Annotated in this window: 8 protein-coding genes and 1 other RNA gene; 5 read left to right on the top strand and 4 right to left on the bottom strand. The window is 67.6% G+C overall.

From position 1 onward, the window contains the following. Positions 1 to 7 precede the first annotated feature (7 nt). From PSRA_RS04055 to PSRA_RS04045, 3 genes are read left to right on the top strand one after another with little or no spacing between them, the layout of a single operon-like run. Entirely contained in the window at positions 8 to 448 is a 441-nt protein-coding gene (locus PSRA_RS04055) for a hypothetical protein (RefSeq protein ID WP_094660625.1), read from the top strand. Then, positions 445 to 1305 carry a GH25 family lysozyme gene (locus PSRA_RS04050; protein ID WP_094660624.1) on the top strand — a complete coding sequence of 287 codons (861 nt, stop codon included), beginning with the start codon at positions 445 to 447 and terminating at the stop codon, positions 1303 to 1305. Before PSRA_RS04055 ends, PSRA_RS04050 begins: the two co-directional genes overlap by 4 nt. Before the next feature lie 12 nt (positions 1306 to 1317). Then, a complete protein-coding gene (locus tag PSRA_RS04045; protein WP_094660623.1) occupies positions 1318 to 1692 on the top strand; it encodes a hypothetical protein in 375 nt (124 codons plus the stop codon). Between the two features lie 209 nt (positions 1693 to 1901). Here PSRA_RS04045 and ssrA read toward each other — a convergent pair. The 3 genes from ssrA to PSRA_RS04030 all read right to left on the bottom strand — a co-directional run bounded on the left by ssrA (position 1902) and on the right by PSRA_RS04030 (position 5671). Beyond that, positions 1902 to 2301, bottom strand: a transfer-messenger RNA (tmRNA) gene (gene ssrA, locus PSRA_RS04040). A gap of 179 nt (positions 2302 to 2480) precedes the next feature. After that, positions 2481 to 3767: a putative hydroxymethylpyrimidine transporter CytX gene (cytX, locus tag PSRA_RS04035; RefSeq protein ID WP_094660622.1), complete on the bottom strand. Its 1287-nt coding sequence runs from the start codon at positions 3765 to 3767 to the stop codon at positions 2481 to 2483. 341 nt (positions 3768 to 4108) lie between these two features. Continuing rightward, positions 4109 to 5671: an aminopeptidase P family protein gene (locus PSRA_RS04030; RefSeq protein WP_094660621.1), complete on the bottom strand. Its 1563-nt coding sequence runs from the start codon at positions 5669 to 5671 to the stop codon at positions 4109 to 4111. Positions 5672 to 6351: 680 nt separating this feature from the next. On the opposite strand from PSRA_RS04030, the gene PSRA_RS04025 reads away from it, so the two are divergent. Further along, on the top strand, positions 6352 to 7776 hold the full coding sequence (locus PSRA_RS04025) for a bifunctional folylpolyglutamate synthase/dihydrofolate synthase (RefSeq protein ID WP_094660620.1): 1425 nt from the start codon (positions 6352 to 6354) through the stop codon (positions 7774 to 7776). Positions 7777 to 7879: 103 nt separating this feature from the next. Beyond that, complete coding sequence (locus PSRA_RS04020) at positions 7880 to 11698, top strand: AAA family ATPase (protein ID WP_094660619.1); 3819 nt, start codon at positions 7880 to 7882, stop codon at positions 11696 to 11698. A gap of 26 nt (positions 11699 to 11724) precedes the next feature. On the opposite strand, the gene PSRA_RS04015 is transcribed toward PSRA_RS04020, so the two are convergent. Then, positions 11725 to 13025, bottom strand: a 1301-nt coding sequence (locus tag PSRA_RS04015) for a Mur ligase family protein (protein ID WP_143516321.1), incomplete at its 5' end; no start/stop codon positions are given.

Raw genomic sequence — 13025 nt, 5'->3', positions numbered from 1 at the left:
ACACGTGATGACGCATATACCGCCGTTCTGGGAGTCCATGGACTTCTGGGTGGCGTTTTTGGTCGCCGCGGTCGGCGGCGGAGGCCTGGGCGGCCTCATCACCGCGGTCATAGGCCGCCGCCGCACCATGGCGGAGCGTGACTCGCTGGCCGCGGACGCCGCCCGCAAGGCAGTGGACATCCTCACCGTCGACGTGATCCAGCCACTGCGCGACGAGGCAGGAGACCAGCGCAAACGCGCCGACAGGCTCGCCGCCCGCGTCGACCAACTGGAGGCTGAGGAGGCCGCGTACGTGTCGGCCGTCCGGTACATCCGCGCCCTGTGCCACTGGCTGGACCCGGCCGTCACCGCCATCGACCCCGGGTACATGTCGTTGCATCCCAAGCCGCGACTGCCCGACGACCTGAGACCGTACATCGCACACAACAGTGAGGAGGGCACATCATGACAATGCAAGGGATTGATATCAGCAATTGGCAGGCGGGGCTCACCATCGCGAGCATCGACCCCGCGTGCCGTTTCATAATCGTCAAGGCGACTCAGGGAGGCTCGTACGTGAGCCCGACCATGACAGGACAGGCGGACGCGACGCTCGCGAACGGCCGACTGCTCGGCCTGTACCACTACGTCGACGGGAGCGGCGCAGCGGCGGAAGCCGCGCACTTCGCCGCGGCCGTCGCCCCGTACCTTGGCCGCGCCGTGCTGGCGATCGACTGGGAGGCCGGGAGCAACCGCAGGTGGGGCGACACCGCGTACCTGCGCGACGTATGCAAGGCCGTCACCGACTGCACGGGCCGCACGCCGCTCCTGTACTGCTCGGCCAGCGCACTGCCCGCCGTCCGCCCAGTCGCCGACGCCCTGGGCATGCGCCTGTGGGTGGCTCAATACGCCAACAACAACCCCACCGGCTGGCAGGAGCACCCGTGGGACGAGGGAGCGTACACGTGCACGGTCCGCCAGTATTCGAGCGCGGGCAGGGTCACGGGCTACGCGGGCCGCCTCGACCTCGACATCGCATACATGGACGCGGGGGAGTGGGCGGCGCTCGCCGGCTCCACCACGCCCGCCATATCGACAACCACAGCAGAGGAGGAGGATGACATGCACTGCATCATCCAGATCAACGACGACCCGGCGCTGTCCTACTACGACGGCGTGAGCCTTCACACACTCACGAACCCAGACCAGGTGACGGCGCTGAACGCCGTGTACAAGGCGTGCACGGGCAAGGACATCCCGATGGTGCATCTCGGGTCGAAGGACGCGCCGTACGGCACGCGCTTCGTCGAGGCCATCCAGGCGTAAGGGGAGGGCGCAATGACAGACATCGCTTCCACGGATACCGCTTCCACGGATACCGCTTCCGCGAATCTCACTGCCGACGACGTGTCGGCGATCCTTGGAGCGCCCACGCTCCCCGCAGTGCCCGACACGACCGTGACCACGGGGACGGCGGAAAACCCACAGCAAGCGACGGCAGGGTACACGCCCGTGTTCGGCGCGACCGTCCGCACCGCCATCTACATCACGTGCCTTCTGCTCGGCATTCTGGGTGGCGTGGGCACGCTCGTGAGCGCGCTCATGGACTCGCCCGCGTGGCTGACCGTCACGTGCGCCGTGGCGGGGTACGTCGCCCCGCTCATCGCCAACGGATTCGGCGTCGCCTACAATCCGGCCCGCCAGAGCCGATAGCACGTGCGACGGCCGTGCGCCCCGTCCACCCCTCCATGGGGCGGGCGGGGCTTTTCTTTTTTGCCCACATTTTGCCCACGTCCGGCATACACACTGGTGCAAAAAGAACACCACGGGATACACACGGACATACACCACGCATACCCCCGGACCCCAGCAATCGCAATGGAAAAGGCCTCGCGACCCTTGCGGGTGCGAGGCCTTGGAAAGAGTGGAGCCGCGGGGAATTGAACCCCGGTCCGATGACCGTACTCCCAGTCTTCTACGCGCGTAGTCCGCTGGCCGTTCGGCGGTTTTTCTGCCCCCGCCTGTGTCGCGGACAACCGGCGGCGAGCATATTCACAGAAAAAGTCCCGACGCCGTCCTGCGACCCGGCGGCATCAGCAAGTCTTCTTAACGACGTTCAACATCCTCCCGAAGACATGGAGGAGTGAGCGGAGCGGCTGCTCGCTGGTTAAATCCTAGCGCGAAGCTTAGGCAGCGAGAGCGAACTCAGTGCGATTAGATTTAGCACTTATTCTTTTACAGGAGGACGTTAACGAGTGGACCCCTGCGTTCTCGGCGCGCTTCCCTGCGACGAACAGACCACCGTCGAAACCGATCGGCCCCGGTGAACCATCCATCGAGTGAATCGATGCACGTTCAGTTATCAATCATCATGCGAATTTCCGCCATGCGGATTTCCGCAACTCAATAATAATAGACGCATCGTGTTGAAAAAGCCATACGGCTCCGTCGATTCCTCCGCGGGCGAAACGCGCGGGGGAGGAACCGACGGAGCCGCCGGGTTATCGCGTCTGCGCAGCCTCGCCGCCGGATACCTCGCGATCAGCCGCCTCGCCGCCAGACTTCCCGCGCCTGCCACGCACCTTGCCGCGCAAGGCGCCGACCATCAGCGCCAGCACCAGCGTGCCGAGCATGTCGATCAGCGTGTATCCCACCGGCGTGTCGACGTTCATGAGCAGGCGGTATGCCACGAAGCCGACGAGCCACACCACGAGATTGGGCCAGTCGAATGTCGCGCGCTCGTGGCTGCGGTGCAGGAAGTAGAAATCGGCAATCATCACGGCCACCATGGGCGCGAACACCGATCCGATGAGGTACAGGAAGTTCGTGATGTCGTCCATCACCCAGATCATCGCCGCCGCGGTGCCCAGCACGGTCGCGCCGATCGCGACCCACTTGCCCTTCGCGGAGCCGACCACCGACTCGCTCGAAATGCCCGCCGACCACGCGTCGAGGAACGTGGTGGTGACGGTGGAGAACACCACCACGAGCAGGCCCGCCAGCCCCATGCCGGCGCCGACCATGATGCTCGCGATATCCGACGACCCCGCGTACATTGCGGCGCCCATGCCGATGACGAACATCCACACGCTCACCACGCCGTACACAAGCGTGCTCGCCACGGTGGCGCCCAGCGGCTTCTCGGCTTCGCGCGTGTAGTCGCTCACCACGGGCAGCCAGCTCAGCGGCATCGACACCGCCAGCTCCACCGCCGCGCCGAAGGTGAACGTGTCGTCGAGCGTGCCGCCCGCCGCGGCACCGGAGAAGAAAATGACCTTGCACAGCACGATGGTGAGGATGAACAGCAACGCCATCGCCACGCCGTTGAGCCTGCCGAGGTTCTCGACGCCCACGGCGATCCACAGGATCACCAGCGCGCCGATGACGAGCGCCCACACCCACGGGGCGCCGGGGAAGGCGGCCGCCGCGGAGATGGAGCCGTCGTAGATCATGATCGAGGTCCAGCCCACGAGCTGGATGACGTTGAGGATGGCGAAGAACTGCCCGCCGATGCGGCCGAAGCTCATCTTCACCGTCTCCATCGAGCTCTTGCGCGTGCGCGCGCCGATGTAGCCGGCGAGGAAGAACATCGTACAGCCGATGACATGACCCAGTACGATGGCCGCCAGGCCGCGGGCGAAACCGAGCGAGGCGAAGTACGTGCCGGTCATGATCTCGGCCACGGACACTCCCGCGCCGAACCAGATGAGGGAGTTGTCGAGGATGGATGTGCGGCGGGCGGGCGAGGTGCCAGCGGAGGCCGTTGCAGAGCCGTGTGTGTCTGTCAAGATGCTTCTCTCCAGTATGGAAGACGGCCGGCCGCGCGGCGGCTCGGTTCGCCCCGGATACGGTTGCCCCAAGATCCGTCACGCCCCGGCCGCGGTGCCGCGGCGTCCCTGCCCGGGCGCGGCGCACCGACGGTGGCCCGGCGCGCGCCCTGCCTTGCGGCGCCGGTCCTGTGACACCTTCACTGTAGGCGCGCGGCGGCGTGAAAACAAGAGACGATGTCCTCGGCCGGCGTTTGCGCGCCGGTTGCTTCGCCCGGCATCCGCGCGGCGATGGCCCCGCCGTTCGCACGACGGGGCCATCGTTTGTGGAATCTTCGGAATCTCCGCCGCCTCCGGCGTCCCTAGCGCGTCTGCGCGGCGGCGGCGCGTTCGGCCATCCACGCCTCCACGCCGTCGATGGTCTTCGGAATGCCGATCGACAGCCATTCGGGGCCGTTCTCGGTCATGAGCACATCGTCCTCCACGCGAATGCCGATGCCGCGGAACTCCGGCGGCACCAGCAGGTCGTTCTCCTTGAAGTACAGGCCCGGCTCGATCGTGAACGTCATGCCCGGGGCGAGCTTCGCGCCCTGATAGTGCTCGAAGCGCGCCTGCGAGCAATCGTGCACGTCGAGGCCCAGGTGGTGCGCCACGCCGCACGCATGCCAGCGGCGGTGCTGCTGGCCCTCGGGGCTCAGCGCCTCCTCCACGCTCACCGGGAGGATGCCCCACTCGTGCAGCGCTTCGGCGAGCACACGCATGCACGCGTCGTGGATGTCGGAATACGTGCGGCCGGGCTGCGCCGCCTCGAATCCCGCCTGCTGCGCGTCGAGCACCACCTGGTACAGCTCGCGCTGGAACTGCGTGAAGTGGCCGCTGGCGGGGAAGGTGCGCGTGATGTCGGCGGTGTACAGGGAGTTGACCTCCACGCCCGCGTCGATGAGCAACAGGCCGTCGTCGCCGATGGTGCCGGTGTTGCGCATCCAGTGCAGCGTCGCCGCATGGTCCCCGTACGCCACGATGGTGCCGTAGCCCTCGTCGTTGCCCTCCTCGCGCGCATTCGCGTTGAACGCACCCTCGAGGATGCGTTCGCCGCGCGGCTTGCCCAGGGCCCCGGGCAGGGCTGTGAGCATGCGGTCGAAGCCGTCCTTCGTGGCGGCGATGGCGCGGCGCAGCTCGCCGACCTCGTAGGAGTCCTTGAGCATGCGGTGCTCGGAGGTTTTCTCATACAGCGCATCGTCGGCGGCGGCGTTCGCATCCGGGTCGGGAAAACCGTTCTGCTCACGGATCTGCTCGACCATGTCGGTCACCTCGGTGTCGGTTTTCGCCAGCACGCTCAGCTGCACGGAGCCCGGGCCGACGTCCTTGGAAAGCGCGTCGCGCAGCGTGGCCACGTCGGCGGTGGGGATGCCGGTCATGACGGCCATCTCCTTAAGGCCGGGGCGGGCGCCCACCCAGTACTCGCCGTAGGCGGCGCTCATGTAGTAGTCCTGCGTGGTCTGGTCGGAGCGCGGGTGCACGAACAGCTCCGGCGTATGCGTGGCGCCTGTCTTCGCCTCCTCGGAATCCGGGTCGACGGGGTTGAGCACGAGCACGGCGCCCGGCTCGAAGTCCTCGCCCAGGCCCGTGTAGTAGGCGAATGCGCTGTCGGGACGGAACGCGTAGTCGCAGTCGTCGTTGCGCACCTTCGTGGTGCCCGCGGGAATCACGATGCGCCTGCCCGGGAACGCGGCGCCGAGCTCGCGCAGGCGTCGCGGCGTGTAGGAGCTGGATTCGAGGGGCCTGATGTCGTTGTCTTCCTGGCCCCATCCGGTGAGCATGAATTCGCGGAACGCCTCGGAGCGGGGGCGCAGCGTGCGGTTGTGGCGGCGTGCGCCCGGGTCGAGCTCGCCGTCGCGGTCCTCGCCCTCGTGCTGGTCTGTCATGATGCCTCCTGTACGGGCGTCCTCTGCGGGGCGCCGTTGCGGTCGTATTCGGTTGTGTTATGCGGTGGTGTCGCGTCCGCCGCGGCCTGTGCGGGGCGGGGCACGCGGGAATCCATGTGTCGGAGTCCGCGTGCGGCAGCCGTGCGTGGGAATCCTGTGCGGCGGGCGCGGGGCCGGCCTTGCGCCGGCCGCTTGCCACCACAACTATAGGGCCGCGCGCCGCGTTCTCCGATGGCGCAACGATGGCGCGGCGACGGTGCGGCGACGGTGCAACGATGAGGCGCGGGCGGGCCTGCGCTGGAGCGGCTTGGCGGAACACGATTGTCCGGTGATTGTTCCACGCGGGATTATGGTGAATCGTGCGTTGGCTCGTCCCGGGTGGAGACGGGATGCCATGCGCAAAGAGATTACGAATCACAGAAGATTAGAAATCACAGGGAAATCACCAATCACAACCCCGAAAGGGAGACATATGGCTTTCCGCAACCGAATCGCCGGAGACTCCGGTGATGCATGCCCCGACGGCAACCGTCGCGACCCGGAACCCGGCAATCGTATTCCCGCCTTGTGCTCCGCCCGCGGCATACTCGTGTGGCGAAATCATCTCGATAGCCTAATATCTATGGAGTGTGCGCCCGCGGGGAATGACCGCGGGCAGTCCAAGGAGAGTGACCGCATCCATGTCCTTCGAGCATCCGAACCGCGAGAACAAGCAGCTTGCCGATGTCTACCGCGACATCATGAAGCGCGCGCCGGAGCATGACTTCGACCCTTCCCTCGATCGCATGCAGATGGTGCTCGACCTGCTGGGGCACCCGGAGCAGTCGTTCCGCGTCATCCACGTCACCGGCACCAACGGCAAGGGCAGCACCGCCCGCATGGCGGAGGCCCTGTGCCGCGCCTACGGCCTGCGCACCGGCCTGTACACGTCGCCGCATCTCGAATCCGTCACCGAGCGCATCGCCATCGACGGCCAGCAACTGAGCGACGACGATTTCATCGATGTCTACGACCAGGTCAAGGACTTCATCAAGCTGGTCGACGAGCGCAGCACCGCGAAAGGCGGTCCGCGCATGAGCTTCTTCGAGGTGCTCACGACGATGGCCATCTGGGCATTCGCCGACGCCCCGGTCGACGTCGCCGTCGTCGAGGTCGGCATGGGCGGACGCTGGGACGCCACCAACGTCCTCGACGCGGACGCCGCCATCATCGGCCCCGTCGACATGGACCACATGCAGTGGCTCGGGGACACCGTCGAGCAGATCGCCGGTGAGAAGGCCGGCATCATCAAGAAGGGCAGCACCGTCGTGATCGGCCCCCAGCCGCACGCCGAGAAGGTCATGCCGATTCTCCTGGGCGAGGCCGAGAAGGTCGGCGCCGCCGCCGTCATCCGCGACGGCGAGGAGATGGACGTCGTCAGCCGCATGCCCGCCGTCGGCGGACAGGTCGCCACGCTGCGGACGCCCAACGGCACGTACGAGGACGTCCCCATCGCCATGTTCGGCGAGCACCAGGCGCATAACGCGCTGTCGGCGCTCGCGGCGGCCGAGGTGGTCGTGCCCGTGGCGGGAGCCCTTGACGGCGACCTCGTGGCGCAGGCGCTCAGCGGCGTGCGCATCCCGGGCCGTATCGAGACGATCCGCACGTCGCCGACGATCATCCTCGACGGCGGCCACAATGTGCAGGCGGTCACCGCGCTGCGCAAGGCGATCGAGGAGAACTACGATTTCCAGCAGCTCGTCGGCGTCGTGTCGATGATGGCGGACAAGGAGGTCGAGGATGTGCTTGGCGTCATGGAGCCCGTGCTGTCGGAGGTCATCGTGACGCAGAACTCGTGGACGCCGCGCGTCATGAAGGCGGAGGACCTCGAGAAAATCGCCATCCGCGTGTTCGGTCCCGACAGGGTCACGCGCGTCGACCTGCTGCCAGACGCCATCCAGACCGCCGTCGACCGCGTGGACTCCGCCGATGACACGGGCGTGGGTTACGGGCGCGGCGTGCTTGTGTTCGGCAGTTTCGTGACGGCCGGTGACGCGCGCCGTCTGCTCGAGGAGAAACCGAACAAGGATCTGCTCAAGCCCAAGTCGGAGCGCGCCGCCGACTGAGGCGCGCCGCCGGGTGCGGAGAAGGCGGGCGCGGCGGAGACGCACCGCAGCTCCGCCGGCACCGTCTTTGCATCGTCCTTCGAGAAACGAACAGGCTAGGAACATGTACGTCAAGGAACTCACGCTGCGCGGTTTCAAATCCTTCGCGAACCCCACCACGCTGCGTTTCGAGCCGGGTGTCACCGCCATCATCGGGCCCAATGGCTCGGGCAAGTCGAATATCGTCGACGCCCTGGCCTGGGTCATGGGCGAGCAAGGCGCCAAAAGCCTGCGCGGCACCTCCATGGAGGACGTCATCTTCGCCGGCACCAGCACGCGCCCGCCCTTGGGGCGCGCCCAGGTGAGCCTGACGATCGACAATTCCGACGGCACCCTCGACATCGACTACTCCGAGGTCACGATCAGCCGCACCATCTACCGCAACGGCGGCTCCGAATACGCCATCAACGGCTCCGCCGTCCGCCTGCTCGACGTGCAGGAGCTGCTCAGCGACACCGGCCTGGGTTCCCATATGCATGTGGTGGTGGGGCAGGGGCGCCTCGACTCCATTCTGCGCGCCACCCCCGCCGACAACCGCGCCTTCATCGAGGAGGCTGCGGGCATCCTCAAACACCGCAAGCGCAAGGAGCGTGCGCTGCGCAAGCTGCAGAACACGCAGGAGAACCTCGACAGGCTCGACGACTTGCTTAAGGAGATCCACCGCCAGCTAGGGCCCCTGCGCCGCCAGGCTCGCGTCTCCAGGCGAGCCGACAGCATTCACGTGACGCTGCGCGACGCCCAGTGCCGCCTGTACGCCGATGACGCGGCCCAGCTCACCGCACGGCGCGACGAGGAACGCACGCAGCTCGCCTCCGTGCGCGAGCAGCTCGTCGAACGGCGCCGCGAGCTGGCCGACACGAAGGCGCATATCGACCGCCTCGAGGCGCTGACCAGCCAGTCGAGCCCCCTTCTGCGCACACTCAACCAACAGTGGCATCGCCTGGCCCAGACGGGGGAGCGCCTCGAATCCCTGGCGCGCCTTGCGGAGGAACGCGCCAGCTCCTTCGAATCGCGTATCCAGGAGGTGGGCGGGGAAGACCCCGACATGCTCGAACGACGCGCCGAGGAGCTCGAGGCACAGGGCCGTGAGAAGGAATCCGACACGGCGGCGCTGAAGCTCACGCTCGAGAAAACGACCGAATCCCGCGCCGAGGCCGAAAAGCAGCTCGCCTCGCTGCGCCAGACCCTCACCGAACTGCGACGTACCGCACAGGAGCGCGAGGCGCGCATGGGCAAGCTGCGCGAACGCATCGCCCGCGAGGAGGCACTCGCGCAGTCCGACGCGCAGCGTCGGGCCGATCTCGACACGCAGCGTGCCACATACGACCAGCAGCTGACGGAGGCCAGGGAGCGCCTCGACGCGCTGCGCGCCGAGGCCGACGGCATCACCGGCGACGACGGGGCGGCCGCCCTGGACGAGGCGCGCACCGCGGCAGACACCGCCCGCGCGATGCGCGACTCGCTGGCCCAGGAGCAGCGCCGTCTCGACGGCGAGGCCATCAGTATGCAAGCCAAGGCCGATGCCTTGCGAGACACGCTGAACAGCCGTGACGACGCCCTCGACCTGACCCAGGAGGCGGGCCTCGACACGCTCGGGCGTCTGTCCGACCTCATCAGCGTGGCCGACGGCTGGGAGAACGGCATCGCCAGCGCCCTGGGACCCTTCTCCGGTGCCGTCATCGTGCCCGGACGCGATGACGTCCTGGCTGCATTGACGGCGGTGGGGGAGAAAAGCGGCACCGCCGCCGTGCTCGTCGCCGGGAACGGGGCGTACGGTGGCACGCCGGCTGATGGCTCCGACGGAGCGCACGGTGGCTCCGACGGGGCGCCGGTGGATGACGCCGACGGGGCGCCGGTGGATGATGCCGGCGGGGCGGGCATCCGTCCCGCCGCAGCGCTTATCGTGGCGAACCCTCACGCCGCCGACCCCGCGCTCGCGGCAGGCGTCATCGCATCCCTCGGCGTGCTTCTATCGGATGTCGCGGCCGTCGACACCCTGGACGACGCACGTTGTGCCCTGAACGACGCGCGCTATGCGCAGGCCGTCACACGCGACGGGCAGATCCTGACATCCGTCGGTGGTTATGGCGGCAATGGCGCCGCCCCGTCCGACCTCGCCCTGGCTTCGCGCCGAGACAAGGCCCTGGCGCGACACGCCGAGCTCGTCGCCCAGCGAGACGAGGCCGGCGCGAGACTGGAAACCGCGCAGCGGGAATACGCCGACGCGCGCGCCGCTCTCGACGCCGCCAAGGCGCACGTCACGGAGCGCCGCGTCAAGGCCCAGGAGGCCAAGCGCGCCGTCGAATCCGCCAACACGTCGGTGGCAAGTCTCGAGCGGCGCGTCGAGGACCTGCACCATCGCATCGGCCAGCTCGACGGCGAGGCCGAGGAGCGCAAGCGCACCATCGCCAGCCTCGAGGACGATCTCGACGCCGTCACCAGCGCCCAGGGCGACGATCTCGACTTCGACGACGTACAGGCGCGAGAGAAACAACTCGAATCGCAGCTCGACGCCCAGCGCGAGGCCGAGATCACGGCGCGCCTCGAATGGAGCGACAGCGACCGGCACACCCAGTCCCTCGTGCGCCAGGCAGCGATGCTGCGCGACAACGCCCGGCAGGCGCGGATCAGGCGCGAACGCATCGCCGAGCAGAACGAACGTCTGCGGGACCAGGCCGCGCAGGCCACCCACATCGCCGGACTGGCGCGCCGGGCGGCGCACCGTCTCGGCGGCGTCGTATCCGCCGTCGACGCCGAACGTGACCGCGTGCAGTCCGAGGCCTCGGCCCACGATGGGGAGCTGTCGACGCTCCGTGCGGAGCGCAACAGGCTCGAGCCCATCGTGTCTGCCCTGCAGAACGACGAGCATGACCGCGACGTGCTGCGCGAACGCCTCGCCACCGAATACGGCGCCCTGGAGCAGAAGGTGGCCGATGCCCTCGGCCTCGACATCCCCACCCTCGTCGCCGATTTCGGCCCCGACCTGCCGGTTCCCGTGCTGGATGACGAGGGGCGCCCCATCCCTCTCGACGATGCGGACGACGCCGCCGACAACACTGACGCCGGGACTGACGCCGAGACTGACGGCGGAGCGGCGTATGACGCCTCCGGACGCATCGATCTGACGCGCGTGCGCACCGTGCCGTATGTGCGAGAGGAACAGGAGAAGCGCCTCAAGAAGGCCCGCCGCGACCTCGAGGCGCTCGGCAAAGTCAATCCGCTCGCCGGCGAGGAATACGACGCGCTCGACAAGCGCAACAAGTACATCAACGAGCAGCGCCGTGACGTCGTCTCCTCCCGCGACGACCTGCTCCAGCTCATCAAGGACCTCGACACCACCATGGTCGACGTCTTCCAATCGGCGTTCGATGACACCGCCGCCGCCTTCGAAAAGGTCTTCGCCACGCTGTTCCCCGGAGGAACGGGGCGGCTGCGTCTCGAAGATCCCGACGACCTGCTCGGCACCGGTGTCATCGTGGAAGCAAGCCCCGCCGGCAAACGCGTCAAGCAGCTCTCGCTGCTCTCCGGCGGCGAACGCTCCCTGACCGCGCTCGCGCTGTTGTTCGCCATCTTCACGGCGCGCCCCAGCCCGTTCTACATCATGGACGAGGTGGAGGCGGCGCTCGACGACGTGAACCTCACGAGGCTGCTCAACGCCATCGACGACCTGCGCGAGCACGCCCAGCTCATCATCATCACACACCAGCAGCGCACCATGAGCATCGCCGACGCACTGTACGGCGTCACGATGCGCGCGGACGGCGTCACCTCCGTGGTGTCGACGAAGATGGAGCGCGGCAAGGGCCCGGATGGCGCGAATGGCGCGAACGGAACAGGCGACGCGAACGGGACAGGCGACGCGAACGGAACAGACGGCGCGTAGCGAAGGCCCCGTGCGTCACCGATGCATCACAGGCCGAACATGCGACGGATCACATCGATGTCGCCTTCGTACTCCACATGCTTGTTGCAGTGTTTGATCCACTTCTCGCGTCCTTTGCCGATGGCGAGGATGATGTTCGGCCGCCCCGTGCGTCCGGCGTCGGCGCGGGCGTCCGCGATGGCGGTTTCGATGGCCGTGGCGCGACCGGGGATGATCGTGTGCTCGAGGTCGGGGTTCGTCACGTAGGAGTCCATCTGCTCGAGGATATGCTCCATGGGTTCCGTGTCGGTGTCTTCGTCGGTCAGGATCAGACGGGCCACGCGGTTCTGTGCGGCTTTCACGATGCCTTCGCGCCGGTCGTAGGCCTTGTTGCCGGCCGATCCGGTGACGAGCGTGATCCTCGGGTTCTGCGCCCCGTACCGCTCCCACACGAAGTCGAGGATGGCTGTGACGCTTGCTTGGTTGTGCGCGTAGTCGACGTAGGCGGTGACGTGGGGGTTGGTGGTGTCGGTGAAGCGTTCCATGCGTCCGGGGACGTGGACGTTCTGGAGGGCGTCGAGGCTGGGGTCGTTGGCGGGGATGCCGGTGGCGCGGGCGATGGCGGTGGCGGCCGCGGCGTTGAGGATGTTGAAGTCGCCGGGGATGCCGAGTTCGTGGGTGCGGGGTTCGCGTGCCGTGCGGTCGCGTGCCGTGTCGGCGCGGGCGGTGGTGCCGCCGGTGGTGTCGGGCAGGTTGTCGGCGAGGGTGTACCGGGGGCTGCCGGGGCGGGGGATGGTGGCGTCGATGTCGGCGGGCGGCATGGGCGTGGCGGTGCCGTGGGCGGCGAAGGTGACGGTGGTGACGTGGTTGCGCCGGGCGTCCTCGAGGATGAGGGGGAGGTGGTCCATGGCGGTGGGGTGCACGAGGGTGTCGGTGTTGCGGATGATCTGCCTCTTGCACCACAGGTAGTCCTCGTAGGTGGGGTGTTCGATGGGGCTGATGTGGTCGGGGGAGATGTTGAGGAACGCGGCGACGTCGAAGTGCAGGGCGTGGACCCTGTCGACCTTGTATGCCTGGCTGGAGACCTCCATGACGAGGTGGGTCATGCCGTTGTCGACGGCCTGGCGCATGAGGCGGTACAGGTCGGGGGAGTCGGGCGTGGTCAGCTGGGATTCGACGCGGGTGCGTCCGTCGGTGCAGTTGTCGACGCTGGACAGGAGGGCGCATCTGCCGCCGGTGGCCTGGTTGAGGATGGCGTGGGTGAAGTAGGCGGTGGTGGTCTTGCCCTTGGTGCCGGTGATGCCGATGAGGGTGAGCTTGTCCTGGGGGCGGCCCCAGTAGGCGCTGG

The sequence above is a fragment of the Pseudoscardovia radai genome, from assembly GCF_002259605.1.
In the GTDB taxonomy this organism is placed as follows: Bacteria; Actinomycetota; Actinomycetes; order Actinomycetales; family Bifidobacteriaceae; genus Pseudoscardovia; species Pseudoscardovia radai.
The sequence above is the reverse complement of the archived record's forward strand: the minus strand, read 5'-3'. Positions and strand labels throughout refer to the sequence as shown.

What these genes read in the sequence shown, in the direction of transcription:
- PSRA_RS04055 (WP_094660625.1), top strand. Translation starts at nt 8, where the DNA reads ATGACGCATATACCGCCGTTCTGGGAGTCCATGGACTTCTGGGTGGCG.
- PSRA_RS04050 (WP_094660624.1), top strand. Translation starts at nt 445, where the DNA reads ATGACAATGCAAGGGATTGATATCAGCAATTGGCAGGCGGGGCTCACC.
- PSRA_RS04045 (WP_094660623.1), top strand. Translation starts at nt 1,318, where the DNA reads ATGACAGACATCGCTTCCACGGATACCGCTTCCACGGATACCGCTTCC.
- PSRA_RS04030 (WP_094660621.1), bottom strand. Translation starts at nt 5,671, where the DNA reads ATGACAGACCAGCACGAGGGCGAGGACCGCGACGGCGAGCTCGACCCG.
- PSRA_RS04025 (WP_094660620.1), top strand. Translation starts at nt 6,352, where the DNA reads ATGTCCTTCGAGCATCCGAACCGCGAGAACAAGCAGCTTGCCGATGTC.
- PSRA_RS04020 (WP_094660619.1), top strand. Translation starts at nt 7,880, where the DNA reads ATGTACGTCAAGGAACTCACGCTGCGCGGTTTCAAATCCTTCGCGAAC.